Genomic DNA, 26,864 nt, shown 5'->3' on the forward strand with positions numbered 1-26,864 from the left:
TTGCCGCCACGCAGATGTGACCGCCGGGGTTCGCGCCCTGGCGGTTTGTCGTTTCCATGACAGCTTTCACTGCACTCTCAAAGCGCCTGGGCATGGTGGCCGGCGCCCTGATCCTGGCTCTGTTGGCTGGTTGCCAACAGAAAGATGCCCCCTCCGCCAACACTGCGCAGGCCGTCCGTATGCCGGATGCCGCCACGCTGGCGCAGTTGGGCAAAGCGATGTTCTTCGACCCCACGCTGTCGGCGTCGGGCCGGCAATCCTGCGCAAGCTGCCACGACCCTGCCCACGGCTATGGCCCACCCAATGCGCTTGCCGTACAACTTGGCGGGCCAAACCTTGACCGCCAGGGCAAGCGCGCCACACCCAACCTGACCTATACGCTCAACCAGACACCGATCTGGCACAAGGTGCAGGCCGCCAGCCTGACCGAGCGATTGACCGAAACCGACAGCCCGCCCACCGGCGGCCTGATGTGGGATGGCCGCTTCAATTCACTGCACGATCAGGCCGCCGGCCCAATGCTCGACCCGGACGAGATGGCCAACGAGAGCCGTGCTGCCGTGGTGGAAAAGCTCAAGCGCGCACCCTACGCCGACGCATTCCGCGCAGCGTTTGGCGCCAGCGCATTCGACAACCCGGACCAAGCGTTCGACCACGCCATGCGCGCGCTGGAACGCTTCGAACTGGACGACCCCAGCTTCCACCGCTACGACAGCAAGTTCGACGCATACCTGGATGGCAAGGCAACGCTGAGCGCCGCCGAGCAACGTGGCCTCCAGCTCTTCGCCAACCCCGACAAGGGCAACTGCGCGTCATGTCACCTGATCAGCAAGGGCGCCGATGGCTCGCATCCGCTGCTGACCGACTACCAGTTCGCCGTGCTTGCCGTGCCGCGCAACCCGGAGATTGGCGCCAATGCCGATCCGGCCTACTACGACCTCGGCCTGTGTGGCCCGAAGCGACAGGACCAGGCACATCAGACTGCCTACTGCGGTATGTTCAAGACACCCAGCCTGCGCAACACGGCCAAGCGCGGCGCGTGGTTCCACAACGGGCGAATGCACAGTCTGGAAGATGCGGTGCGCTTCTATGTGGAGCGCGACCTGAAACCCGCGAAGTGGTACAGCCGCGATGCCGGCGGCAAGACCGTCGCCTATGACGATCTGCCCCCCGCCCTGCGCGGCAACATCGACGATGTGGACCCGCCGTTCAACCGCCGTGCAGGGGAAAAACCTGCGTTGAACGACCAAGAGATCCGCGACGTGGTGGCTTTCCTGAAAACACTGAACGACGGTTATCCGCCACAACTGCGACGGGTTCAGGAGGTATCGGGAGCATAGCCGCGCCCATCAGGTCGGCCGATGTCACATTCGTGACGGCCAATCCGTCATCAGGGTGTCGTGTCGCCAGTGGCACGGCAAGCGAAGATGCGGCTGGCCAGAGGCATGTGGCTGGTCGCATCACGTCAACCAACCTGATCCGCCTGTCCCGATGACCTTCTTCCTCGACTCCTCCTCCACGTCTGCGCGCCGGTGGTCAACCAGCCTGCGCATCGCCGTTGCCACGCTCGGCAGTCTGATCGCGCTTGCCGCAGGCGGTTGCGCCTGGCAGTACCAGCAGGAGGCCGCCGCCGCGCACACGCCCCCCGGCCAACGCGTGCTGATTGGTGACCGGCATCTGCATTTGTATTGCACCGGCCAGGGTGCACCGACGCTGGTGCTCGAAGCCGGCATGGCAGGCTGGTCACAGGATTAGGCCTGGGTGCAGGACGGCCTGGCAGCCGGCGGGCGAGTCTGCAGCTATGACCGTGCCGGCTATGGCTGGTCGGACGCAGCACCCGCACCGCGCCTCGGCATGCAGGCGGTCGACGATTTGCGGCGTGCGCTGCTTGCTGCGGGCGAAGCGCCACCCTGGCTGCTGGCGGGTCACTCGATGGGCGGTCTGTTGGTCGGCATGCACGCGCGCGCCTACCCGGCAGATGTAGCAGGCCTGGCCTTTATCGACGCGGTCGGGCGCGACTATGCCGCGCAGTTCCCTCCCGATCGTTACGCCCGCTTCCGGAAAGACCTCGGTCGCCTGCTTGCACTCAGCGATACGCTGGCGCCGCTGGGGGTACTGCGATTGGTTAACCAGCCGGCCTCGCTCATTGCCCAGCGCCTGCCGGATGCGCAGCGTGCCAGTGCGGTTGACTGGTCATTTTCTGCGCGCCACTACCGAACCCTGCGAGATGAGAATGCCGGCTTCGATGCCGTATTGGAGCAGGCACGTGCATTGCCGGCCCTGCCGCCAGTGCCGACCGTGGTACTCAGCAGTGCGGTGATGCGCGACTTTCCGGCGGGCCTGGAAGACGAGACCATGCACGCCGCCTGGCAGGGCAACCAGCAGAGCATTGCGCGCGAGGCAGGCGTCTCGCCCGAGGTGCTGGCCGGCAGTGGCCATTACCTGCACGTCGACCAACCTGACCGTGTGGTAGCGTTGCTTTCGACTTGGCGTGAAACGGCGCGCCACCGATTGGAGACCACCCGATGAGCGGCTCCCAAGCCGATACCAAGCCAGCCGAGGGCGAACATCTGCGCATCTTCGAAGACCAGCGCCCACGCCTGCTGGCATTGGCGTGGCGCATGCTTGGCGCGCGCAGCGAGGCGCAGGACCTGGTGCAGGCGCTCTGGCTGCAATGGCAGGACACGCCCTTGATCGGCCTGCACGAACCCGCAGCCTACCTGACCCGCATGGCCACCCATGCCTGTATCGATCAGCTACGAAGCGCGCAGCGCCAGCGCGAGCACTATGTCGGCATATGGCTGCCCGAGCCCGTGCTTGAGCAGAGCGGCATGGCGGCGGCGACTGAACATCGCGGTGCCGATCCGCTGGCCCACCTGTCCTATGCCGAGGATGTCTCCACGGCGTTCCTGCTTGCGCTTGAGCGCCTGACACCGCTCGAGCGCGCCGCCTTCCTGCTGCACGATGTGTTTGAGTTGCCCTTCGATGAGGTGGCGGCGCGCCTCGGCCGCGATACCGCCGCCTGCCGGCAACTGGCCGCGCGGGCCCGAGGGCATGTGCGGCGCGAATACGTACGTTGCGAGCTTGACCAGACCCAGGTCGATGCGCTGCTGCAGGCCTTTGAGACGTCACTGCAGGCGGGCGACCCGGACGCGCTGGCAGCGCTACTGTGTGACGAGGCCACCTTGATGAGCGACGGTGGAGGTCGCGTGGCAGCCATTCCACGTCCGGTGCGCGGCAATGCTGCGGTCGCCCGGGTGCTGTGCGGACTGGTCGAGAGTTGGCGCCGCCGCGAGCCTGGAGGCGACCTGCGGCGTGCCCGGATCAACGGCCAGCCTGGCTACTTGTTGCACGACACCAGCGGCCGCCTGGAGCTTGCCGCCACACTGCACTGGCAGGCAGATGGCCGTGTGGCCAGCATCCATCTGGTGCGCAATCCCGACAAGCTGGGCGCTAGCCTGCACGCTTGATGGAAGCGCGCAGGGAAGTCGTTTCCGTTCAGCCGGCGCCGTAGTGCACGGCCAGCCAGACGGTCGGTCGGCTGGTATCGGTCCATGCCACCCGGTGCCGGCAATGCGCGGGCAGGTGCAGCCAAGCACCCGGCCGCAACAAGCGCGGTTCCGTTTCGCCCTCGATCTGCACCGCCGCGCTGCCCTTCAGCAGCAGCACCCATTCTTCCTGGGCACTGTCGTACCAGAAGCCGGGCGGGCTGGCCTGCCCATTGGAGACGATGCGCTCGATCTTCAGCCCGGGGCGCTCCAGCAGCGCGGTGAAGACCTCTTCGGGAGCACCGGCCGGCACATCAGCGAAGAGATTGCCCTGGTTCTCGTCCATCGCTTGTCTCCATGCGGTGGCGGCGCTCAATCACCGCCGCCCGGTGCCAGCACTTCGCGTTGACCGTTGCGACCCATCGGCGATACCAGCCCAGCGGCTTCCATCTGCTCGATGAGGCGGGCGGCGCGGTTGTAACCGATGCGCAGTTGCCGCTGCACAGAAGAAATCGAAGCGCGGCGCGTGTTCAGCACAAAGGCTGCGGCTTCGTCGTAGAGCGGGTCGGCTTCCACGTCGCCGCTCTCGCCACCGAACAGGTCGCCGCTGGCAGCAGCCTCGCCCGGGTCGCCCGCCAGGATCGCCTCGTCGTACTCGGGCTCGCCGAACTGCTTCCAGTGCTCGACCACGCGGTGAACTTCTTCATCGGCCACAAAGGCGCCGTGCACGCGCTGCGGATAGCCGGTGCCCGGCGGCAGGAACAGCATGTCGCCCTGGCCGAGCAGTGATTCCGCGCCCATCTGGTCGAGAATCGTGCGCGAGTCGATCTTGGACGACACCTGGAACGCCACGCGTGTCGGAATGTTGGCCTTGATCAGGCCGGTGATGACGTCCACCGACGGCCGCTGCGTCGCCAGAATCAGGTGAATGCCCGCCGCGCGCGCCTTTTGCGCCAGCCGCGCGATCAGCTCTTCGATCTTCTTGCCGGCCACCATCATCAGGTCAGCCAGCTCGTCGATCACCACCACGATCAGCGGCAGCGTGGAGAGCGGCTCCGGTGCATCGGGCGTGAGCGAGAACGGGTTCGGCACCTTGCGGCCCGCCTGCTCTGCTGCGCGGATCTTCTGGTTGTAGCCGGCCAGGTTGCGTACGCCCAGGGCGGACATCAGGCGGTAGCGCTTCTCCATCTCGCCCACGCACCAGTTGAGCGCGTGCGCGGCCTGCTTCATGTCGGTCACGACCGGCGCGAGCAGATGCGGAATGCCCTCGTACACCGAGAGCTCCAGCATCTTCGGGTCGATCATGATCATGCGCACGTCGTCGGGCGTGGCCTTGTACAGCATCGACAGGATCATCGCGTTGACGGCCACCGATTTGCCCGAGCCCGTTGTGCCGGCCACCAGCAGGTGCGGCGCGCGCGCGAGGTCCGTCACCACCGGGTTGCCCGTGATGTCCTTGCCCATGGCCAGCACGAGATGCGAGGCGTGCGACTGGAAATCCGCCGCGTTCACGACTTCCGACAGGCGGATCATTTCGCGGCGGGCGTTGGGCAGCTCCAGGCCCATGCAGGTCTTGCCGGGGATGGTTTCAACCACGCGGATGGAGGTCACGCCCAGCGCGCGCGCCAGATCCTTCATCAACCCCACCACCTGCGCACCGCGCACACCGATGGCCGGATCGACCTCAAAACGCGTGATGACCGGGCCAGCCGAGGCACCGACCACGGTCACCGGCACCTTGAACTCGGCCAGGCGCTGGGTGATCAGGTTGCTGGTTTCGTCCAGGTGTTCGGGGGAGACGGCCTCGGTGTTGGCGGAAGCTGCCGTCAACAGAGCGGCGCCCGGCAGGCGGTAGTCCACATGGCGCGGCACGACAGGGGCCGGCGCAGGCACGGGGGCAGCCACGGCAGCGGCCTGCGGCGCCGCGCGCGAGACCACGTTGCCCACCACAGCGGGCAGAACGATGCGCGGTTTGGTGGCCGGTGCTGCAACGGGCGATGGCTCGAGCTCTTCCAGCGATGGCTCGGCGTCAGGTGCCTCAGGCATCGGCAACGCCTCGACAATCGGCTCCGGTTCGGTGGTTTCGATTTCGACTTCGGCGTCGACTCCAGCTTCGACAGCGATCGGTGCCAGCTCGGGCGTCGCAGGCGCAGGTGCAGGTGTGATCAGCTCGCGCAGTTCCGCCAGCAGTGCTTCGGCTTCCTGGCGCACCGCCTCCAGATCCACCGTCTGCACCTCGGGTGCCGCTTCCTGTGTCTCAACGGTCTCCACTTCCGGATGGTCTGTCATGACTGCTTCGACAACAGGTTCATCGGCGGCCTTGGGTGGCTCGGGAGGTGTTTCGACTTGCGCGGTGGCAGGCGCCGGTTGCATTTGCTGGCGCAGTCCCAGCTGAGGCTGATGGAACGGGCTACTGACGATCGTGGCACGCGGCTTGGGGCGAGCCGGGGCGGATGCAGGCGCAGGCGCAGGCGCCGGAGAAGGTGTCGCTAAAGGTGTCGAGGTCGGGGCCGCTTTTGTGTCGACGGCAGGATTGGCAGCCGCAGCCTTCTGCGCATCGAGCAGCGGCCAGATCTCACCAGGCTGCGGCGGCGACGGACGCGTGCGAGGGGGTGGTTGCCACGTCGGCTGGCGGCGGGCAGAAACGGCTTCGATGCCACGGTGGCGTACGGTCGGCTGCGCAGGGCCAGCGTTGCCGGTCCAATGGGCTTGCGCAGCGCCGCCGAGGCCAAGCGCAGTCGGCTTCAGGCTCTCGTCATGCGGTTCTTCATGATCCGGGGCGGGCTCGTCGAGTGCGTCTTCCTGCACGGTGCGGCTGCGGTTGAACAGCTGCCGCCACGATCGTCCAAACACCATGGGCGCCACCCAGACCAGCACGCCGAGCATCAGCAGGAAGGCGCCAGTCCAGCCCAGCATGTGGGAGAACAGCGCCGACAGCGCGCGCCCTGCTGCTCCACCGGCCTTGTCCTGCGGATCGGCGCCCGAGGTGAGCGCTTCGAGCGTTGCGCTGGTGCACAGCGCCATCACCGTGACCAGCCAGAGCCGCACGGTGCCCCGGCCCTTGAGAAAGCCGCGCTCCCCCGCCAGTGCCCGCGTCGCGTACCGCCACACCATCGGCAGCAGCCACACGGTAGAAATGCCAAACCAGCCAAGCCCCATTTCGAAATGCCATCTACGAATCCAAGCCCGCGATTGTAGCGGGCGGGCGCGGGCAAAATGAAAACGCCCAGCCAAAAAATACATGGCTGGGCGCTTCGTGCGGCGGTGTTGACGTCAGCGCGTACCGCCGGGTGCGGCTGAGCGCATGCTAACTGCCCAGCGCACCTGCGGCAGAACACGGGGCATTGCACTGTGTGGGGCGGTACTGCGGTTAGCAATGCATGGCAGGTTCCGGTAGTCCTGTCACGCCCGGGCGCACGGCAAACGTGGCGCCCGAGAGCGGGTCGTTGTCGATTCGGATCGACGTGACGAACAGGGTGTCCAGCCCCGGCCCACCGAAGGCACACATGGCGGGTTTGGCTGCGGGAATGGCGATGCTGCGATCGAGTCGGCCGTCCGGCGTAAAGCGGTGGACGAGGCCGGCATCGTTGCCGCAGATCCAATAGCAGCCGTCGGCATCCACGGCGGCGCCATCGGGGCGACCGGGGTGGGCGTGCATGTCGATGAAGACGCGGCGGTTATGCGGCGTGCCGGTGTCGATCTCGTAGTCGAATGCCCAGACGGTCTGCCGGCTGGCGTGTGAATCCGACAGGTACATCGTGCGGCCATCGGGGCTGAAGGCCAGGCCGTTCGGGACGATCAGGTCATCGATGACGGCTTCTACACGGCGGGCGGCGGCATCGAAGCGATAGAGCTTGCCGGCAGGCACACCCAGCGCGGTGTCGAACACCATCGTGCCCGCCCAGAGGCGGCCCTGACGGTCGCAGCGGCCATCGTTGAAGCGCATGTCGGGGCGCGCATGTTCCACCGTGGCGAGTCGCTCCAGCGGCGCAAGCGCAACATCTGCTTTCGGCTGCTGCGCGCGGAAGATGCCGGTCTCCATTGCCAGGACCCAGCCACCGGACGTCATGGCGATGCAGCCTGCCATTTCGGGCAACGTCCATGCGTCGCAATGGCCTGTGGATGCGTTCCAGCACCACAGCGTGCGGCCGGGAATGTCCGTCCAGTACAGCGCCTGCTCGCCCACGTGCCACACCGGACTCTCGCCGACACCGCAGTGCATCGTGCCGATGCGTTCTACATTTGCATGCATCGGGTCAGTCTCCGAACGGGCCGGCTTTGACAAACGCACCGCCCTGATACAGCGCGGCCGGGTCGTCCGCGGGCAGCGGTGGTTGTGCCTCTACCTGTGCGCGGAAGATCTCGCTGGTCTCGGTGGGCACATAGCCGAGGTGGGCAGCGTGGCGGTTGTCCCACCAGCAGTCTCGGTTGGCCGACATGCCGTAGACCACCGTAAAACCAACCTTTGGCACAAATACGGCGCGGCGGATCAGTTGCTCCAGATCGTCGTAGCCCAGCCACGTGACCAGCATGCGGCGGTCCTGGGGCTCGGCAAACGACGAGCCAATGCGGATGGCCACTGTCTCAATGCCATAGCGGTTGAAATAGAAGCTGGCGAGCTGTTCGCCAAAGACCTTGCTCAAACCGTAGTAACCATCGGGCTTGGTCGGCACCGTGTTGTCGATGACCTCGCCCTGCTTGTAGAAGCCGATGGTGTGATTGGAGCTGGCGAACACGATGCGGCGCACACCGTGACGGCGCGCCGCCTCGTACAGGTTGTAGACGCCCTGAATATTGGCCGGCAGGATCTCTTCAAACGGGCGCTCCACCGAGATGCCGCCCAGGTGCACGATGGCATCCGTTCCGGCCACGAGTGCGTCAACTGCGTGCGGATCGGCCAGGTTGCAAGGGATGACCTCCTCGCCCTTGCGCACGGCGCCCAGGTCTGAAATGTCGGAAATGCGCAGCACGTCGGCGTACTTCGGCAGGCGCTCGCGCAGCACCTTGCCCAGATTGCCGCCCGCGCCCGTCAGCAGCAGACGATGGCAGCGGGTGGTGATGCCTGCCAGCGGATCGGCTTGCACAGGCGTGTCGGTATGGGTCACAGTCATAGTTCAGGTTACGGGAGCGGGGTTGAACAGCGCGAGCGCATTATGCAAGCCGAGCTTGTCAGCGCAGACCTGCTTGCGGCCGCTGGCCACGTCGAGAATCAGGTGGAACAGCTCCCAGCCGATGTCGGCAATGCTGGCTTCACCCGTGGCGATGCGGCCGGCGTCGAGGTCAATCAGGTCATGCCAGCGCTCAGACAGCGCCTTGCGCGTCGACACCTTGATGACGGGCGCCATGGCCAGGCCGTACGGCGTGCCGCGCCCAGTGGTGAACACCTGCAGGTTCATGCCCGAGGCGAGCTGCAGCGTGCCGCACACAAAGTCGCTGGCCGGCGTGGCGGCGAAGATCAGGCCCTTGCGGCGTACTTTCTCACCGGGGCCGAGCACGTCGACGATGGGCGTGCTGCCCGACTTGACGATCGAGCCCAGCGCCTTTTCCACCACGTTGGACAGGCCGCCCTTCTTGTTGCCCGGCGACGGGTTGGCGCTGCGATCGGTCTGGCCGCCGCTCAGGTAGTCGTCGTACCACGCCATTTCGCGCAGCAATGCGCGGCCGACGTCTTCGTTGATGGCGCGCGGCGTGAGCAGGTGGATGGCGTCGCGCACCTCGGTCACTTCCGAGAACATCACCGTGCCGCCAGCGCGCACGATCAGGTCGGCGGCAAAGCCAACGGCCGGATTGGCGGTCACGCCGGAAAACGCATCGCTGCCACCGCATTGCACGCCCACCACCAGATCAGATGCGGGACAGGTTTCGCGCTGGCGCTTGTTGAGGTGTTCAAGCCGGCGTTCTGCCATCTCCATGATGGCGTCGGTCATGCCGACGAAGCCGTCGAATGCTTCGTCCTGCAGACGCAGCACGGGGGAGTCTGCCGTGCCAGCAACCTCGATGGGAATGCGGCCGCCGGGAGCGAGCTTTTCCGGCACGAGGCGCTCGGGCACGAGCTTCTCGCAGCCCAGGCCGATCACCATGATCTCGCCGCCAAAGTTCGGGTTGAGGGCAAGGTTTTGCAGCGTGCGGATCGGCACGATGGCTGCCGGCGCGTTGATGGCCACGCCGCAGCCGTACACGTGGTTGAGCGCAACTACGTCATCGACGTTCGGGTAGCGCGGCAGCAGTTCACGCTTGATGCGGCCGACCACGTAGTCCGTCACACCGGCCACGCACTGCACGCTGGTCATGATGCCGAGCACGTTCTTCGTGCCGACCGTGCCGTCTGCGTTGCGATAGCCCTCGAAGGTATAGCCCTCGAGTTTTGCCAGTTTGGGGTCGGGGCGCGTGGCAAGCGGCAGCTCGTCGAGCGCCGGCGCGGACGGTAGCTTCACCGCATGCTCGTTGATCCAGCTGCCGCGCGGCAGCGGCTTGACGGCATAGCCGATGACCTCGCCGTAGCGGATGACGGCATCGCCTTCTGCAAGGTCGGCCAATGCCACCTTATGCCCTTGCGGTACGCCTTCGACCAGCACGGTGCCATCGGCCAGCGCTGTCCCTGCCGGCAAGCCGCGCGCGTTGACGACGATGGCGACGTTGTCACCGTCATGCACGCGGATCGTCAGCGCTTTCTCGGTTTCAGTGCCAGCCTCGGTGGCCAGCGTGGATTCGGACATCACAGGCTCCGGAATTGGGTGGTGCAACTCAAGCGGTCTCGCGGGTCAGCGCCCCAGGCTCGGACGCTTGGGGTCATACGTCCAGCCTGGCACAAGGTATTGCATGGCCATCGCGTCGTCGCGTGCGCCTGGGCCCAGAGTCTTGTACAGCGCATGGGCCGCCATGACGCGCTCCATGTCGATCTCGATGCCCAGTCCCGGGCGATCCGGCACGGCCACGTGACCGCCCTGGATGCGCAGCGGCTCGCGTGTCAGGCGCTCTTCGGCTTCCTGCCAGATCCAGTGGGTATCGATGGCGGTGATGTTGCCCGGTGCGGCGGCGGCCACATGCGTGAACATCGCCAGCGAGACATCGAAATGGTTGTTGGAATGCGAGCCCCATGTGAGCCCCCATTCATCGCACAACTGCGCAACGCGCACGGACCCCTGCATGGTCCAGAAGTGCGGATCGGCCAGTGGAATATCCACGGCGTGCAGCGGGATCGCGTGACCCATCTGCCGCCAGTCGGTGGCAATCATGTTGGTGGCGGTCGGGATGCCGGTGGCGCGCTTGAATTCGGCCATAATCTCGCGCCCCGAGTAGCCGGCTTCCGGGCCGCAGGGGTCTTCGGCATAGGCCAGCAGGTGGCCCTGCCCCTTGCACAGCGCGATGGCCTCGTTCAGCGACCAGGCACCGTTCGGGTCCAGCGTGACACGTGCGTGCGGGAAGCGGGCCTTGATGGCGGCAACCGCCTCCATCTCTTCCGCGCCGCGCATCACACCGCCCTTGAGCTTGAAGTCGGCAAAGCCGTAGCGCTCGGTGGCAGCTTCCGCTAGGCGGGCGATGGCCTCAGGAGTCATGGCGGCTTCGTGGCGCAAACACAGCCAATCATCCGCACCGTTTTTCCCGTCCAGATACGGCAGATCCGTTTTGCGGCGGTCGCCCACGTAGAACAGGTAAGCAAGCATCGGGGCCGAGTCGCGCTGCTGTCCGGCGCCCAGCAGTTCCGCTACCGGCACTTCCAGAAACTGGCCAAGCAGGTCCAGCAGCGCAGCTTCTACGGCCGTGATGACGTTGTCCATACGCAGGTTGATCTCGTGCGGCTGCCGCAGCACAGCGGCTTCCGAGGCGGACGTCACCTGATGCACCGTCGCCTGATGTGCGGCGTTGCCACCGCCCGCCAGCGCGCGACGGATGCGGTTCAGCACGCCGTTGCTGCGGCCGACGGATTGCCCGACCACCAGCGGAATCACGCGCTCCAGCGCCTGGCGGATGCCCTCCCCGCCCGGCACCTCGCCCACGCCGGTGCGCCCGGCGTTGTCCTTCAGGATGACGAGGTTACGGGTGAAGAATGGGGCATGCGCACCACACAGGTTCAACAGCATGCTGTCTCGCCCGGCAACGGGAATCACCTGCATCTCCGTCACACGCGGCGTCTGCGTTGCAGCCGTGCGTGCGCCGGATTCGATCGATTGCAACGTCATAACGGCGTCTCCTGTCGGCTTACAGCGGCTTGAGTTCGACGCGTTTGATCTCGCCCACCATGACCAGGTAGCAGAGGATGGCCACGGCAGCATGGATACCCACGTACACCAACGCCCCGTTGAAAGAGCCCGTGGTATTGACGATGTAGCCGATGGCGATGGGTGTCGTGATGCTCGACAGGTTGCCGAAGGTATTCATCAGCGCGCCCGACAGCCCGGCAATCTGCTTGGGTGCTGTGTCGGAGTTGACGGCCCAGCCTAGTGCGCCCAGACCCTTGCCGAAGAACGACAGCGCCATCACCGCCACCACGATGGTCTGTGCATCGACGTAGTTGCAGATCACCATGCTCATCGAGAGCAGCATGCCCAGCACGATCGGCACCTTGCGCGCCACCGACAGCGATGCCCCCTTGCGCAGCAGCGCGTCGGAAATGATCCCGCCCAGAATGCCGCCCAAGAAGCCGCACACTGCCGGAATCGACGCCACAAAGCCGGCTTTCAGGATCGACATGCCACGCGCCTGCACTAGGTACACCGGAAACCACGTGATGAAGAAGTACGTGAGCGCGTTGATGCAGTACTGCGCGATATACACGCCCATCAGCATGCGGTTGCCAAGCAGTTGCTTGACGTAGCCGAGGTTCGGCCCTTCGGTCTTGGCCACGCCGGCGCGGTCCATGTTGACCAAACCACCGCCGGCTTCGATGTAGTCGATCTCGGCGCGGTTGACGCCGGGGTGGTCCTTCGGGTCGTGCACGAAGGTCTTCCACACGATCGCCATGGCAATGCCGATCACGCCCATCACGACAAACACGTGATGCCAGCCGAACTCGTGCACCAGCCATGCCATCAACGGGGCAAACACCACCGTGGCCGCGTACTGCGCCGAATTGAAGATGGCCGATGCGGTGCCGCGTTCATTGGCAGGGAACCATGCCGCCACGATGCGGCTGTTGGCTGGGAAGGACGGCGCCTCTGCCGCCCCCACCAGAAAGCGCAGGCAAAACACCACGGTGATGGCCGCCGCGCCCGTAAAGAAGCCGACCGCGCCCTGCGCCAGGGTGAACAGCGACCACAGCAGGATGCTGAACGTGTAAACGCGCTTGGAACCGAAACGGTCGAGCAGCCAGCCGCCGGGAATCTGCGCAATCACATAGGCCCAGCCGAAGGCCGAGAAGATGTAGCCGAGCGACACGGCATCGATGCCGAGCTCCTTCTGCATGGCTGAGCCAGCAATGGAGATGGTCGCGCGATCGGCGTAGTTGATGGTCGTCACGATGAACAGCATCGCGAGGATCACAAAGCGCACGCGGGTCATGCGCTCGGTGCGCGGCACGCTCTGCGCTCCCACAGCTGGGGCTTTGATATCCATGGTCTCCTCCATCGTCCGGCGCCAGATGCGCCGGGGTTGAAGCAGCCGGGTCCTGTGCGGCCCGGCTTTTTATTTGCTTGCTGACTGCTTGGTTACTGCCACTGTCCGTCGACCAGACGGCGCAGCTTGAGCGGGTTCGCGTCTTGCAGTGCCTGCGGCAGCAGGTCTGCCGGCAGGTCCTGGTAGCACACCGGACGCAAGAAGCGCTCGATGGCTGCCGTGCCGACCGAGGTCGTGCGCGAATCCGTCGTGGCGGGCCACGGGCCGCCGTGCACCATGGCTTGGCACACCTCAACGCCGGTCGGCCAGCCATTGGCCAGGATGCGGCCCGCCTTGCGCTCCAGGATCGGCAGCAGCGAACGGGCGATCGCCGTATCGCCAGCATCCAGATGCAGCGTAGCGGTCAACTGGCCTTCCAGCGATTCGGCTAGCGCGCGCAGCTCTTCCGCATCGCGGCAACGTACGACGAGGCCGGTGGCGCCGAAGACCTCGTCGTGCAGCGTCGGTTGTGCCTGGAAGCTCTTGGCATCCGTGGTGTAGAAGCCGGCCTGCCCGCGGTTGGGCTGGTCGCTGCCTTGCCCGCGTGCGACGCAACGCACGTTGGCCTCGCCGGCCAGCTTGTCGACACCGCGCGTGTACGCAGCGTGAATACCGGCAGTGAGCATCGGTTGTGCAGCGGCCCCGGCCATGGCGGTAGCGGCAGCCGCTTCAAACGCGTCGAGGTCCGGCCCATCAATGGCCAGCAGCAAACCCGGGTTCGTACAGAACTGGCCAGCGCCCATCGTGAGGGACGCCACGTACTGCTGCCCCAGCGCAGCGGCACGCTTGGCCAGCGCGTCCGGCAGCAGGAAGACGGGGTTGATGGCGCTCAGTTCGCCATACACGGGAATCGGCTGCGGTCGTGCCTGCGCAATGCGCAGCAGTGCCTGACCACCCGCGCGCGAACCGGTAAAGCCCACCGCCTGGATGCGCGGATCGGCCACCAGGGCACCTGCCACATCGTTGTCGGCCAGAATGAGCGAGAACACGCCTTCCGGCAGCCCGCACTGGGCAACCGCCGCCTGGATGGCACGACCCACCAGCTCGGACGTGCCCGGATGTGCCGGGTGCGCCTTCACGACGACCGGGCAACCGGCGGCCAGTGCCGATGCGGTATCACCACCGGCCACCGAGAACGCCAGCGGAAAGTTGCTCGCACCAAACACGGCCACCGGGCCCAGCGCGATACGGCGCAGGCGCAGGTCGGAACGGGGCAACGGCTTGCGTTCGGGCAGTGCCGAGTCGAGGCGTGCGCCCACGGCATCACCGGCACGCACCACGTTTGCAAACAGGCGGAGTTGGCCGCAGGTGCGGCCGCGCTCGCCTTCCAGGCGGGCACGCGGTAGAGCGGATTCGGCCATCGCACGCTCGATCAGCGCATCGCCCAGCGCTTCGATCTGGCTGGCGATGGCTTCGAGGAAGGCGGCGCGCGCTTCCGGCGCAGTCTCGCGGTAAACGTCAAAAGCCGCGGCGGCCAGTTCGGCGGCACGCGCGGCATCGGCCTTGGAGGCCAGGGTGAATTCGGGTTCGAGCCATTCCCCGGTGGCGGGGTTCATGGCGCGAACCGTGCCGGCACCGCCCGCAACGCGGGCAGCACCCAGCAGCAGTTCGCCGCTCAAGTACATAGTGGGTTCCTTATTCGAGTTGCGCTCAGGCAGCCAGTTTTTCGACTTCGGCCACACGCGACACCAGGGCCGACAGCTCGGTCAGTTCTGCGTCGGTCAGGTCCGTCAGCGGCGCACGCACCGGGCCCGCGCTGCGGCCAACCACCTTCATGCCGGCCTTGACGATCGACACTGCATAGCCGCGCTTGCGGTTGCGCAGTTGGATGTACGGCAGCACGAAGTCATTGAGCATCTTGTAGACCTTGGCGTTGTCGTACGCACGCACGGCAGCGTAGAACTCCAGGGCGAACTTCGGCACGAAGTTGAAGATGGCCGACGAATACGTCGTCACACCCATCGTCAGGTACGGCAGCGCGAAGGTCTCAGCGGTGGGCAGGCCACCGATGTACGTGAAGCGGTCGCCCAGGCGGGCGTAGATGCGCGTCATCAGTTCCAGATCGCCCACGCCGTCCTTGAAGCCGACGAGGTTCGGGCAGCGCTCTGCCAGGCGCTCGAGGTGATCGGCGTCGAGGATCTGGTTGGCGCGGTTGTAGATGATCACGCCCAGCTTGGTCGACTTGCAGACCTGCTCCACGTGCGCGGCTACGCCATCAGCGGAGGCTTCGGTCAGGTACGGGGGCAGCAGCAGGATGCCGTCGGCGCCGGCGGCTTCCGCGGCCTTGCAGTACTCGATCGATTCTGCGGTGCCACGGCCTGCCGGGGCGATCACCGGAATTTTGCCGCCCGTCTCGGCCACGGCAGCGCGCACAACGCGGTCCGTTTCTGCAGCGGTGAGCGAGAAGAACTCACCCGTACCACCTGCGGCAAACAGGCCGGCAGCCTCGTGGCTGAACAGCCAGGCCAGGTTCTTGCGGTAGGCCTCTTCGTCAAACGAAAGATCGGACGCCTTGAAGTGCGTGACCGGGAAGGACAGCAAGCCCGAACCAATCTGTTGGGCGAATTCTTTGGGGGTATATCGGGACATGTCTCGCTCTGCATGGAGACCACCGTGGGGCAGTGGTCACGTGTTGTTGGTGAGCGAATTCTTGCATCGGGAGCGATTCAAGTCCAAGCCAACTAATAACTCGATTGATACACGTTTTGTATTGATACAGGGTGTTCCCTTGGCCATCGGGTCGGATGCTGCAAATGCACATGAAGTGACCGCCGCCTGGCGCCCAGACACACTATCGCGCCATGCAGGAAGGTGTTTGTGCCGCATGGTGGGCGCTGTCCGGGGACTGCCGAGCGGGCCAATTCTTGCGCTGCGCATCATTCCAATTCAAGATAGTCATGAACGTCAATCCATACCTGTCTTGAATCAATGTTCGAGCTGAGCCAACTCCGTTGCTTTGTCGCCGTGGCAGAAGAACTGCACTTCGGGCGTGCGGCTGAGCGCCTGCACATGACGCAGCCGCCGCTGTCGCGCCAGGTGCGTTTGCTGGAGCACCAAGTGGGCACCGAACTGCTTGAGCGCAACAGCCGTTCTGTCAGATTGACCGCTGCTGGGCGTAGCTTCTTGCCGGATGCCGCGCGCATCCTGCGGCTGGCCGATGAAGCGGCGGCCACGGCACGGCGCGTTGCCACGGGTGCCGCCGGTTCATTGGCGATCGGCTTTACGGCAACGGTCGGCTATGGGCAGTTGCCCGCATTGGTGAGTGCCGTGCGAGCGGCGTCCCCTGGGGTGCGGTTGACGTTGAAGGAGATGGTGAGCGGCGCACAGCTCGCTGCGCTCGATGCGCGCGAGATTGACGTTGGCCTGTTGCGCCCGCCCGTGGAACATGGCGAACTGATCGCCGTACCGTGCTCGCAAGAGCCGCTCGTACTGGCGCTGCCCGAAGCGGTGGCCGACACCTGGCCGCAGCGCCCCAGCCTGCGCGATTGCGAGGGCAAACCGCTGCTGATGTATTCGCCTTACGAGGCGCGCTACTTCCACCAGTTGGTGAGTGGTCTGCTCGAACGTGCCGAGGTGTTGCCCGACATCGTCGAGTACGTCAGCCAGATTCACTCAATGCTGGCACTGGTGCGCGCGGGGATTGGCGTGGCGCTGATTCCCGCTGCGGCATCGATGTTGCATTTTGAAGGCGTGGTCTACCGCCCCGTGCGCACCACCCCCGCGAAGCCGGTGGAGCTATGGCTGGCCTATCGTAAGGACAACGACAACCCAGCGTTTCAGGTCTTGAAAGACACGTTGCGCCAGTCACTCACGAGTGGCCGCTGATGGCGTCAGAGGACAGCACGGGCGCCCAGCAGCGCGCCGGCCATATTCAGCACCACACCCATCCCATTGATAAGAATGGCGGCGCCCCAGGCAAACGCTGACCGATAGGCCTGCGTCGGCCCGCGACGCAGATGGGCGAGCACGCCACCAGTGCCGAGCACCAGAACGAAACACAGCATCGCCGCGCGGTACGCCGTATCGAACACGGCATGCCCCGACCACAGCGACAGCGCGTACAGCGCGAACACGCCGGTGGCGGCAACGAGGTTGGTGGGTGCCAGCGGTTTGCTACCCGCCAGCGCCAGACCGGCGCTCAGCGCGTTGAAGCCCAGCGCGATACACAGGTAAGCAATCTGCAGCAGCACGATCTGCATGGCCGCTCACAGGTTCAGCGCGTTGCGGACCAGGCTGCGCTGCAAGCGGTGGCGCAACCCGGGGCGCCCGAGCACAAGCTCATTCAGCCGTATTGGTGCCTTGGTCAAGCAGCGGTAGCCATTGGCGGTGACGAGTACGGTATCGGAGTGACGGTATCCGCCCTCGCCCGCCAGGTAGATGCCGGGCTCGATGGAGATCACCATGTTCTCCTGCAGCACGTGTTCACTGCCTTCGGCAATCCACGGTGGTTCGTGATTGCCCAGGCCAAAGCCGTGTCCGCAGCGGTGCAGCCGTACGCTGTCGCCCGCATAGCCGCAACCGGCCAGGAAGCGGTTGACCTGCCAGTCCAGCTCTGCGCAGTGCATGCCAGGCCGCACGAGTGAGAACGCCCGCTCGCGCGCTGCCTCCAGCAGGTGAAACAGTTCGCGCGCACGTGGGTCGGGGCGTGTGGTGAAGAACGTGCGCTCGCTCTCCGCCGCGTAGCCGTTGACGCGGGTCAGCACCATCGCCACATGTGGGCCTTCGCCCAGCGTCATGTCCAGGCGCGGAATGGCGTGCGGCTCCGCGCTCAGCGGCGCCGGCCACGCCCCGCAGATGACGCGCGTGGCGACCGGGTCCCAATCTGGGGTCTCGCGGATGATCTTGCGCGAGAGCGCCTGCCCCGGCGTAAACGTTTCGGCCACCAGCGCACCCTCCGAGGCATTGCGCAGGATTTGCCGGACGCCCCAGTCCGCATAGTGTGCGGCGCGCTCGATGGCGGCAATCTCCCAGGCAGATTTGATGATGCGGATGCCTTCCATCAGCTCGTGCGGCTCGCCACCGGCATCCAGCAACACCCGCGCCATTGACATCGGCAGGCTGGGTTCAAACGCGAAACCCGTTTGCAGCAGCCCTTTGCCAAGCAATGCGTCATGCCAGGTCTCTCCGGCCGGTGCCGGGTACTCGCGATAGGTCGAGACACGGTCCTGCGCGCCCCACGCCTTGCCCAGGTGGTCGAGTTCCAGCGCCGGCACCACCAGCTGCCGCCCGCCATCTGCATCAAGGATCAGGAAGAACGGCCGCTCCAGCGCGTCAAAGGTGGCGCCGGTCAGGTAGAACAGGTTGTCGGTGTCTGTCAGCACCAGTTGCCGCAGGCCCGCCGCGCGCATGGCAGCACACACCGCATCGGCACGCCTCTGGAATTCCTGGCCCTGCTCAGGGGTAAACGCTGCTTTCATGGCGATCCTGCATCAGTTCAAAATTAAAACGTACCGCATGGTACACATGCAATCCGATCAGGACAACTAGGGAATCTCGCAGATATAAAAACCCACGGCTTAGTCGCATGATGTACGTTGCACAGAGTCATTCAAAGGGCTCTTACGCACATGACGTACCAATTGGTACGCATTAAAGAGAAGCCAGAGAGCAGAACCAGGAGGAAGACAGCGATGGGAATTGCAGGCGGCATCCGCGCGGCCGGCGTGATTGGCCTTTCCGTGATGGGCTCGGCGTATGCCCAGTCCAACGTCACGCTGTACGGCACGGTTGAGAATGCCTTGTCGTACACCACGCACGTCAACGCGGCGGGCGACAGCCTGTCGGGCATGTCGGCGGGCATTCTCACCACCAGCCGCTGGGGCATGCGCGGCCGGGAAGACCTTGGGCAAGGCTGGGGCGCCGTTTTCGACCTGGAGCAAGGGTTTTCTCCGGCCAACGGTGCCACGCAGCAACAGGCCTGGTCGCGGGAATCGTGGGTCGGGCTGGAAGGGCCGTATGGCCGGGTGACGCTGGGCCGGACCTACGCCCCCATTCTGGAAGCCGCCTATATGGCCGACCCGTTGCGCGAAGGTACCGGCACGGCTTCGGTGGTGGCGCTCGGGCAGTTGAGCGTGCTGGCGCCCGGCAACGGCTACCGGCTCGACAAGACCATCCGGTACACCACACCGGCATCGTGGGGGCCAATCTCGGGCAGCATGCTTTACGCGTTCGGCTCTCCGGGGAGCAACGTGCAGAAGAGCGACTTTGGTGCGCACCTCATGTACGGCTCGCCTTCGCTCACGCTGGTGGCCGGCTACAACCGCGAAGACAACCCGTGGGATGCCTCAGGCTCGATGATCAACGCCGTGGCAGCCGGCACACCGCGCCCGCCCATCGCCAGCCCCGCCTATCTGAACGACTGGAAGCGCGAGACCTGGATGCTCGGCGCCAACTACACCATCGACAAACTCAACCTGTACGCCGGCTACTCGCACGACAGCGATCGGCCCTCCTCCGGCACCGCGCGGCGCGCCTACACCACGCACCTGTACTGGGCCGGCGCAGCCTACTGGCTGACCAGCAATGCGGACGTGCGCGTCGGCTTCTACAAGCTGCGGGTGGAAGACACCAACATCCACCCGTATCTGGTGGGCGCGCAGCTCGACTATTACCTGTCGAAGAACGTGGATGTGTACCTGCTTGGCGCGTTTGTCCATAACCAGGGCGGCGCGGGCACGAGCTATCCGGTGGTGGCGTTTGGTACGTCGGCGGCGGCTTCGGCATACGGCGCCAATACGCTGGCGCAGTCGCTCGGCACCACCAGCAGCGTCACGCCGGGCGCGAATCAATTTCAGGCGGCCATGGGTGTGCGCTACCGCTTCTAACCCCGGAGGCACGTGACATGACAACCCTTCGCCACAACCTGGTCGGCGCGGCCGTCGGCAACTTCTTTGAATGGCTCGACTTCACCCTGTACGGCTACTTTGCGCTGGCAATTGCGCGCAACTTCTTTCCAGCAGGCAACGAGGTGCTTTCTACGCTGGCCGCCGTCACCGCGTTCGCTGCCGGCTTTGTCGTGCGTCCGTTCGGCGCCTGGTGCATCGGTCGCTACGCTGACCGGCGCGGTCGCAAGGCGGCGATGGTGGCAACCGTTCTGCTGATGGGCGCAGGCACGCTGCTGATTGCGATCGCCCCGCCCTATCAGACCGCCGGGTTTCTGGGGACCGCCATGGTGGTCATCGGCAGGTTGTTGTCTGGTTTTGCCGCTTCGGGCGAAAGCGGGGCCGCTGGCGCGCTGGTGATCGAGTCCTGCCCGCCACACCGGCGCGGCTGGTATGGCGCCGTGTTCAGTGCCTCCACCTACCTGGCGCTGGCAGCCGGGTCCGGATTGGCCCTGCTGGTGTTCGGCACACTGGGCGTGGAACGCACGCTGGACTGGGGCTGGCGCATCGGTTTTGTCGTGGGACTGTGCGTGATTCCGGTGGGGGCCTACCTGCGCCGGCATATGAACGAAAGCCTGCACACCGGCGCCATGCAAGCCAGCGGCACGGAGGCACGCACGCTGCCCGCCCGTACGCTGGCCGCGCAGATCGTCATGGTGTCGGCATTGACGGGTTTCGGCTCGGCGGTGGTCTACCTGGCCATCGTCTTCATGCCGGCATTTGCCACACAGGCGCTCAAGATCGGGCAGACCACCGGGGCCATCGGGTCAACGCTGGCGGCGCTCGCCATCATTGCCGGTTCGCTCATCGGCGGGCCCTGGTCTGACCGGCGCGGTCGCAGCGGCATCATGTTGTTTGGCATTGTGCTGGCGCTGGGCATCGGCACACCGCTCTATGAGCACCTGCTCGACAGCCCCACGCCCGGGGCGCTGTTTGCCTTCCAGGGCGCCTGTGCGTTTGGGTTCGGCCTGTTCCTGGGCGGCAGCTTTCCGTTCTTTGCAGAGCGTTTTCCACCGGGCCAGCGCGCGCTGGGCATTGGGCTGGGTTACAACATCGGCGTGATGCTGTTTGGCGCGGCGTCTCCCGTGGTGTCCACCTATGCGCTCTCGCAAGGCATCGTCCGGGCGCCGCTCTACTACCTGCTGGCAGCGGCAGTGGTGTCGGTGGTGGCCATCCTTTGCATGCGCAAGCCGCCGGTGTGGCAGCGCCCGTTGATCGCGTAGACTGGCGGGCAGTCCAAGCATCGAGCTGTATCCCATGGCCACCACCGCAGCACCGCGCAAAAAGCGCACCGAAACACCGTTCACACCCAGCGAATCCGCCGTCAAGTCACTGGATGCGGCGGTGCGCTATGTGCTCGACAACGGTATCGGCGACATGTCGTTGCGGCGCGTGGCCGAGGCTATCGGCACGAGCCACCGCATGCTGATCTACCACTTCGGCTCCGCCGACGAGTTCTGGGAGATCGTACTGCGCGAGATCCGCCACCGCGAGCAGCTCGCGCGCGTGCGCGTCCAGAACGACATCGCCGACCCCGTGGCCGCCATTGAAGCCGCGTGGGAGCGCTACGCGTCAGACGCCTACCTGCCCATCATCCGGCTGCTGTTTGAGCTGTACGCACGTGCCATTCGCGAGCCCGAGCGCTTTCATGATTTTCTCGGCGATGTGGTGGACAGCTGGCTCGCGCCCGTTGCCGCGCTGTTTGAAGCCCAGCTTGGCCTGGCGCCAGCAGAAGCCCGCGCCCGCGCCCGTATTCAGGTGGCGACGATGCGCGGCTTGCTGCTCGACCTTGTCACCACGGGCGATCGCAAAGGCACCACCGCCGCACTGAAGCGCTTTGCGCGGATGATCACCGCGCCCTGAGCGCTCAGGCCGTCAGCGGAAAGTTGGCATCGAAGGTCGATGCCACGTCCAGCTTCTGCCTGAGCAGGCCCGACTTCAGATAGAAGTCCGCTGTGCGCTGCTGCTCAGCAATGAGTTGCGCATCAATGGGGCGCCACACCGTCTGGCGCCGCGCGAACTGCAGCCGCGCCGCCTCGGGCGCAATGCCGATGATGCGTGCCAGCGTGGCCGAATAGCTGTCGACATGCTGGTACGACCAGACCTGTGCACGCACCACACGCTGCAGGAAATCACGCAGAACATCGTGCTTGGCAGCCAATGCTGCGTCCGTAGCGGCCAGGTAGCTCAGGCCCGACCACAGCCCGCGCCCGCTCACCAGCACGCGCGCATGCCCGGCGGTTTCGGCCATCGCCGTATAGGGTTCCCACGTCGACCACGCATCAATGGAGCCGTTGACCAGGGCAAGCTTGGCATCGGCGGGCGGCAGAAAGCGGAAGTTGGCATCCTGGGGCCCCAGCCCGGCAGATTCCAAGGCCTTGAGCGCCACCAGATGCCCAATCGAACCCCGGTTGGTGCCGATGGCTTTGCCCTTCAGGTCCGCCGCCGTCTTCAACGGTGAATCCGGACGTACCAGCACTGCCGTGCCGTAGGGGTCGGACCGGTTGGCGCCGATCAGCTTGATGCGTGTGCCGGCTGCCAGCGCGAAGATGGCTGGCGCATCGCCAATCGGCCCCAGATCCACCGCGCCCGCGTTGAGTGCTTCGGCCAGCGGTGCCGCAGCGGGAAACTCTGTCCACTGAATGTCGTAAGGCACGCCTTTGAGCGCGTCTGCTGCCTCCAGCAGCGAGCGTAGCCCGCCCTTCTGGTCGCCGGCCTTGAGCACGGGGCGTGCCTGTGCAAAGGACAAGGCCGGCGCAGCCGCCAGCATCAGCGCAGATTGTGCAAAACGTCGTCGAGATATCGTCATGGTGGTCAATGGATGAAGCCGCCCTTCACATAGCGCACCGGCTCGGTGTCCATGCGGGCGATGAGGGTGTCGAGCCCCGCGGCGCGCGGCGTTTCAGAGGCGCGTGAGGCGGAGGTGCAAAGAAAATCGGCGTCGGACCAGGTGGTGCCCGGTTCGCCACGTGCACGCAGCCAGCCATTGCGATCCGCCAGCAGTTGCGTACCCGAGAACGTTTGTGGCGTGGAGCCGGCAAGCGCGGCAAAGATGGGCCAGGCATCGCGGCCCGACACCACGCAGCGCGCTCGCATGGGCAGTGTGGGAGACGGCAGCGTGCCGTCCGGCGTAACAAGCAGGGTCTGGAAGCGCGGGTCTTCAAAGGGCACCTGCTCTGCCGAGCCAGCATCGATGGCGACGACGCGCACGCGCTGCCTATCACGCCAGGCATTGAGCGGTTCGGGTGCGGCATCGCCGCAACGCACGGACAACGCTGGCAGCGCCACCGGCAACGGCCAGCCCCCTGCGCGCACACCACCGCTGGCGGCCAGCACTTTCATGTAGTCGAGCACCGCCCAGATGTCGTTGTCGCTCAGCCGGTTGGCGAAGGCGGGCATGGTGGCCACGCCTTGCGCGTCCTGCATGCCTTGGGCGATGTGCCAGAACAGTTCGCCATCCGCATGGCGGCCAAGCAGCGGGCCGACAACGGTGGGAGGCCAGCGCGTGAGCGTGGCGGCCAGCGGGCCCTCGCCGCGGCCATCTGCGCCGTGGCAGCTTGCGCAGGCTGCGTTGTAGACACGGGCGCCGTTGGCAATGGAGGCCAGGGAGAACGAGGTTGGGCTCGCATGAAAGCTGGTCGGCACGGCGGAGGACAGCACCACCGCCGACGGCCACGGCGCTACCACCAGCAAGCCCGCCGCCACACCCAGCGCGACGGCACGCCAACGACGCACCAGTATCGCCACCAGCACCGACAGCACCGTCAACGCCACTGCGATGAGCGTGATGCCCAACTGCCGCGCCTGCCCGAGATCGATCAGCAGCGTTTCACCGGCAATGCGTGTTCCCCAGGGCCATGCTGCCTGGCCGTGCACATCGCCCGTCAAGCCCAGCGTGTGCCACAACGTCAGCAAACCTTGCTGCGCCCATTGCAGGAAGCCGAGCAACGTATTGAGCCAGGCCGTCGGTGGAGGGCCGCTCATGACAGCACTTTCATCGTGGAATGTCCTGCGCGCGCCCTACCAGGTCTGGCCCAGGCCAAGGTGGCCAAGCGCCTCGTGCCGCAGGGCATTCAGGCGTGGATCACCACGATGGCGTGGATAAGGCAGATCGACCGTCAACTCCGCGGCAATGCGCGCCGGGCGCGGGCTGAAGATGATCACGCGCTGGGCCAGGAACAATGCCTCTTCCACATCGTGCGTGACCAGCACCGTAGAGAAACGCGCGCGCTGCCACAACGCCACCAGCTCGCTCTGCATGGCCAGCCGCGTGAGGGAATCGAGCTTGCCCAGTGGTTCATCCAGCACCAGCAGTTGCGGATCGTTGACCAATGCACGCGCCAGCGCCACACGCTGCGCCATGCCGCCCGACAACTCGTGCGGGAACGCGCGATGAAAGCCCTTGAGGCCGACACGCTCCAGCGCATCGTCCACACGGTCGCGCTCCGCCTTGAGCACGCCGCGCGCCTGCAGGCCGAGGGCGACGTTGTCCCACACGCGGCGCCACGGATACAGCGTTGGGTCTTGAAACACGACAACGCGCGACGGATCGGGCTCGGTGATGGGTGCATCGTCCTGCAGGATGCGGCCGCGCGTGGGGGCTTCCAGCCCGGCAATCAAGCGCAGCAAGGTGGATTTGCCGCAGCCACTGGGGCCCAGCAGTGCGACGAACTCGCCGGGCTGCACGGCCAGATCAACGTTGTCGAGCACCTGCAGCGGGTTGGCGCGGCTGCCAAACCAGTGGCTCACACCCTGCACGTCAATGCGGGCGCCCGTGGTGGCAGGCGTGACGGGTGCGGCCGCGTCAACCGGCGCTTCGCGTTCAAGCACGGCTACCATTTCAACGTCCCCTTCTGCCAGACCAGCGCGCGGTCACGCACCTTGAACAGCAGCGTGATGATGCTGGAGAACAGCAGTGCCATCACGATCAGTGCTGCATACATGTTCACGTAGGAGGCCCAACCCTGGGCCCACGTCAGATACCACCCGAGGCCCGATTTCACGCCCATCATCTCGGCCGTCACCAGCACCGTAAACGACGCGCCCAGCCCCATGAACAACCCGACGAATACCTGCGGCAACGCCGCCGGAATCGCCACGCGCAGCACCAGGAAGGCGTTGGAGGCACCGAGCGTACGGGCCAAGTCGTAGTAGCTCTTGTTCACGCCGGCCACACCAGACCACGTGAGCACCGCCACCGGAAAGCCCGACGCCAGTGCAATCAGAAAGGCCGCGGCCGAATAGCTCGACGGGAAAAAGTAGAAGGTGATCGGCAACAGCGCCGTGGCGGGCAACGGGCCCAGAATGCGCAGCACCGGATGCACCCAGTACCCCACGGCGCGCGACCAGCCGATCGACACGCCCACCAGAAAGCCCGTCAGCGCGCCAAAGAAGTAACCCAGCCCCAGCAGCTTGAGCGTGTTGATGACGCTGCCGCCCAGGCGCGCCCAGTCTTCGGAGTAGACCTCGATCAACGCCTGCGGCGGTGCAAAGAACGGCGTGGGCAGGAACCCAGACTTGGCTGTTAGCACTTCCCATGCGCCCAGCACGACCGGCACGGCAATGAGCCACGGCCCAAGAGGCAGTAGCGTTTCCTGCACGGCACGCAGGGGCACCACGTACGCACCCACCAGCGCCAGAACAAACAGCGCAACGCCCACCAGTAATGCCGCGATACCAAGTTCTGCTGTGAAGGCCCAATCGCTGAAGCCGATCACATGGTTGGGCCAGCGCCACGTCAGCAACCCGAAGGCGGCCCACGCCAGCCCGGCCACCGTGCCAGAGCGCCATACGCGCGCATTGGTAATCGCGCCGCCAAAGGGGTTGGACAGCGCGGCAGGCGCCTCCAGCGTTTGCGGAGCGGTAGTCGTAGTCATGTCGATGCTCTCCTCATGTCGCGTGCCCTACGCCAGCACGTTCACGTAGACGTGCTGTGCCAGGCGCTGCGGGTCGGTCGTCTTCTTGATGACGCCGATGCGGCGGAAGTCCTCCGCATAGAAGGCGATCTCGTCGCGCAGGTCGACACCCGTCGGGTGGTGCGTATAGGTGAGCGTGGCATACAGCTTGCGCAGATCGTCCACCGCCACTTTGGGCGAGTACTTGGCAAACACCTTGGCGGCTTCGTTCGGGTTCTCGTTGACGAAGTCCGTCGCCTGCACGATGGCGCGTGCCAGGCCGGAGGCCGCCTGGCGGTCATTGCGCACAAGCTCACCCCGCGCGCCAATCACGCAGCAGACTTTGCGTGCGTACTCGCCGGTGAGGTTGGTCGCCAGTTCCACATAGGCGCCGTTGGTGCGCTTTTCCAGCAGGTAGAGGTTCGGGTCGCCGTCGGCAATGGCCTGGATCTCGCCCTTGTCCACCGCCACCCCTAGCAGGTCCGCCGGGTACTGACGCCAGGTGATGTCGCGGTCGGGGTCGATACCGTGCTTGGCCAGCAGGATGGTGAAGAAGTGCTTGCCCGGCGCGGCCAGATCACTCACGCCCACGGTCTTGCCCTTGAGTGCGGCCAGGTTGGTCACGCCCGCCGCCTTGGAGCCCACCAGCCGCACGCAGCCGCCGTGCGAGCTGCCGATGATCTTCACATCAAAGCCCGCCTCCAGTGGCTTGAGCCAACGGTGGATCATCCCCACCGCGGCATCGGCCTTGCCGGTGGCGATGGATTCGAGCAGTTGGTCGGTCGATCCGCTGTAGTTGATCAGGTCGACCTGCAGACCGTTCTTCTCGAAAAAACCGCGCTCCTGCGCCACCACGATGGGCGTCAGGCAGAACGAGTTCTGGTTCCACGCAAACGTCAGCTTGCGCTGCTGCGAGTACGCCTTGCGGCCCAGGATCAAGGCCGGTGCGGCCAGCGCCGTGGCAGCGGCCGCGTGCAGTACCTTGCGGCGTGAGATGCCCGCATTGTCTT

General features: G+C 65.6%; 24 protein-coding genes. 8 read left to right on the plus strand and 16 right to left on the minus strand.

The window, feature by feature from the left end:
• The first annotated feature begins 56 nt into the window (after window positions 1–56).
• From C404_RS57645 to sigJ, 4 genes are all read left to right on the plus strand, one after another.
• The gene (locus C404_RS57645) at window positions 57–1,340 is read left to right on the plus strand and encodes a cytochrome-c peroxidase (RefSeq protein WP_021197747.1); all 1,284 of its coding nucleotides are present in this window, start codon (window positions 57–59) and stop codon (window positions 1,338–1,340) included.
• 151 nt (window positions 1,341–1,491) lie between these two features.
• On the plus strand, window positions 1,492–1,755 hold the full coding sequence (locus C404_RS58985; RefSeq protein ID WP_021197748.1) for a hypothetical protein: 264 nt from the start codon (window positions 1,492–1,494) through the stop codon (window positions 1,753–1,755).
• Between the two features lie 6 nt (window positions 1,756–1,761).
• Window positions 1,762–2,529: an alpha/beta fold hydrolase gene (locus C404_RS58990; RefSeq protein ID WP_021197749.1), complete on the plus strand. Its 768-nt coding sequence runs from the start codon at window positions 1,762–1,764 to the stop codon at window positions 2,527–2,529.
• Complete coding sequence (gene sigJ, locus C404_RS57655; protein ID WP_021197750.1) at window positions 2,526–3,470, plus strand: RNA polymerase sigma factor SigJ; 945 nt, start codon at window positions 2,526–2,528, stop codon at window positions 3,468–3,470. Before C404_RS58990 ends, sigJ begins: the two co-directional genes overlap by 4 nt.
• A 28-nt stretch (window positions 3,471–3,498) precedes the next feature.
• Here the strand turns inward: sigJ and C404_RS57660 are convergent, their stop codons facing one another.
• The 9 genes from C404_RS57660 to kdgD all read right to left on the minus strand — a co-directional run bounded on the left by C404_RS57660 (window position 3,499) and on the right by kdgD (window position 15,668).
• Window positions 3,499–3,834, minus strand: coding sequence for a cupin domain-containing protein (locus C404_RS57660; RefSeq protein WP_021197751.1), 336 nt, complete (start codon window positions 3,832–3,834; stop codon window positions 3,499–3,501).
• Window positions 3,835–3,860: 26 nt separating this feature from the next.
• A complete protein-coding gene (locus C404_RS57665) occupies window positions 3,861–6,647 on the minus strand; it encodes a DNA translocase FtsK (protein WP_021197752.1) in 2,787 nt (928 codons plus the stop codon).
• Between the two features lie 211 nt (window positions 6,648–6,858).
• Window positions 6,859–7,740: an SMP-30/gluconolactonase/LRE family protein gene (locus C404_RS57670; RefSeq protein WP_021197753.1), complete on the minus strand. Its 882-nt coding sequence runs from the start codon at window positions 7,738–7,740 to the stop codon at window positions 6,859–6,861.
• 4 nt (window positions 7,741–7,744) lie between these two features.
• Window positions 7,745–8,599, minus strand: coding sequence for an NAD-dependent epimerase/dehydratase family protein (locus C404_RS57675; protein WP_021197754.1), 855 nt, complete (start codon window positions 8,597–8,599; stop codon window positions 7,745–7,747).
• A 3-nt stretch (window positions 8,600–8,602) separates the two neighbouring features.
• Window positions 8,603–10,204, minus strand: a complete 1,602-nt coding sequence (gene garD / locus C404_RS57680; RefSeq protein ID WP_021197755.1) for a galactarate dehydratase — start codon at window positions 10,202–10,204, stop codon at window positions 8,603–8,605.
• 45 nt (window positions 10,205–10,249) lie between these two features.
• Window positions 10,250–11,668, minus strand: coding sequence for an enolase C-terminal domain-like protein (locus tag C404_RS57685; protein ID WP_021197756.1), 1,419 nt, complete (start codon window positions 11,666–11,668; stop codon window positions 10,250–10,252).
• A 19-nt stretch (window positions 11,669–11,687) separates the two neighbouring features.
• Window positions 11,688–13,040: an MFS transporter gene (locus C404_RS57690; protein ID WP_031330275.1), complete on the minus strand. Its 1,353-nt coding sequence runs from the start codon at window positions 13,038–13,040 to the stop codon at window positions 11,688–11,690.
• A 92-nt stretch (window positions 13,041–13,132) separates the two neighbouring features.
• Window positions 13,133–14,704 carry an aldehyde dehydrogenase (NADP(+)) gene (locus C404_RS57695; protein ID WP_021197758.1) on the minus strand — a complete coding sequence of 524 codons (1,572 nt, stop codon included), beginning with the start codon at window positions 14,702–14,704 and terminating at the stop codon, window positions 13,133–13,135.
• 25 nt (window positions 14,705–14,729) lie between these two features.
• Complete coding sequence (gene kdgD, locus C404_RS57700) at window positions 14,730–15,668, minus strand: 5-dehydro-4-deoxyglucarate dehydratase (RefSeq protein WP_021197759.1); 939 nt, start codon at window positions 15,666–15,668, stop codon at window positions 14,730–14,732.
• 339 nt (window positions 15,669–16,007) lie between these two features.
• On the opposite strand from kdgD, the gene C404_RS57705 reads away from it, so the two are divergent.
• Window positions 16,008–16,904, plus strand: a complete 897-nt coding sequence (locus C404_RS57705; protein WP_021197760.1) for a LysR substrate-binding domain-containing protein — start codon at window positions 16,008–16,010, stop codon at window positions 16,902–16,904.
• Between the two features lie 5 nt (window positions 16,905–16,909).
• Here the strand turns inward: C404_RS57705 and C404_RS57710 are convergent, their stop codons facing one another.
• Window positions 16,910–17,278 (minus strand): hypothetical protein, encoded by a 369-nt coding sequence (locus tag C404_RS57710; protein WP_021197761.1) that lies wholly within the window; start codon window positions 17,276–17,278, stop codon window positions 16,910–16,912.
• 6 nt (window positions 17,279–17,284) lie between these two features.
• Window positions 17,285–18,496, minus strand: coding sequence for a M24 family metallopeptidase (locus tag C404_RS57715; RefSeq protein WP_021197762.1), 1,212 nt, complete (start codon window positions 18,494–18,496; stop codon window positions 17,285–17,287).
• 213 nt (window positions 18,497–18,709) lie between these two features.
• On the opposite strand from C404_RS57715, the gene C404_RS57720 reads away from it, so the two are divergent.
• From C404_RS57720 to C404_RS57730, 3 genes are read left to right on the plus strand one after another with little or no spacing between them, the layout of a single operon-like run.
• Window positions 18,710–19,903 carry a porin gene (locus C404_RS57720; RefSeq protein WP_021197763.1) on the plus strand — a complete coding sequence of 398 codons (1,194 nt, stop codon included), beginning with the start codon at window positions 18,710–18,712 and terminating at the stop codon, window positions 19,901–19,903.
• A gap of 17 nt (window positions 19,904–19,920) precedes the next feature.
• Window positions 19,921–21,183, plus strand: a complete 1,263-nt coding sequence (locus tag C404_RS57725; protein ID WP_021197764.1) for an MFS transporter — start codon at window positions 19,921–19,923, stop codon at window positions 21,181–21,183.
• A 34-nt stretch (window positions 21,184–21,217) separates the two neighbouring features.
• Window positions 21,218–21,823: a TetR/AcrR family transcriptional regulator gene (locus C404_RS57730; RefSeq protein WP_021197765.1), complete on the plus strand. Its 606-nt coding sequence runs from the start codon at window positions 21,218–21,220 to the stop codon at window positions 21,821–21,823.
• A 4-nt stretch (window positions 21,824–21,827) separates the two neighbouring features.
• On the opposite strand, the gene C404_RS57735 is transcribed toward C404_RS57730, so the two are convergent.
• Genes C404_RS57735 through C404_RS57755 form a run of 5 tightly spaced genes read right to left on the minus strand, consistent with a single transcriptional unit; the run spans window position 21,828 to window position 26,850 of the window.
• Window positions 21,828–22,769 (minus strand): ABC transporter substrate-binding protein, encoded by a 942-nt coding sequence (locus tag C404_RS57735; protein WP_031330277.1) that lies wholly within the window; start codon window positions 22,767–22,769, stop codon window positions 21,828–21,830.
• 5 nt (window positions 22,770–22,774) lie between these two features.
• Window positions 22,775–23,944, minus strand: a complete 1,170-nt coding sequence (locus C404_RS57740) for a c-type cytochrome (RefSeq protein ID WP_021197767.1) — start codon at window positions 23,942–23,944, stop codon at window positions 22,775–22,777.
• Between the two features lie 36 nt (window positions 23,945–23,980).
• Entirely contained in the window at window positions 23,981–24,799 is an 819-nt protein-coding gene (locus tag C404_RS57745; RefSeq protein ID WP_021197768.1) for an ABC transporter ATP-binding protein, read from the minus strand.
• A complete protein-coding gene (locus C404_RS57750; protein ID WP_021197769.1) occupies window positions 24,793–25,836 on the minus strand; it encodes an ABC transporter permease in 1,044 nt (347 codons plus the stop codon). The genes C404_RS57745 and C404_RS57750 overlap by 7 nt, the downstream gene beginning before the upstream one ends.
• Window positions 25,837–25,863: 27 nt before the next feature.
• A complete protein-coding gene (locus C404_RS57755) occupies window positions 25,864–26,850 on the minus strand; it encodes an ABC transporter substrate-binding protein (RefSeq protein WP_081659384.1) in 987 nt (328 codons plus the stop codon).
• Between the last annotated feature and the right edge of the window lie 14 nt (window positions 26,851–26,864).

It is taken from the genome of Ralstonia sp. AU12-08 (assembly GCF_000442475.1).
GTDB classification, from domain to species: Bacteria; Pseudomonadota; Gammaproteobacteria; order Burkholderiales; family Burkholderiaceae; genus Ralstonia; species Ralstonia insidiosa.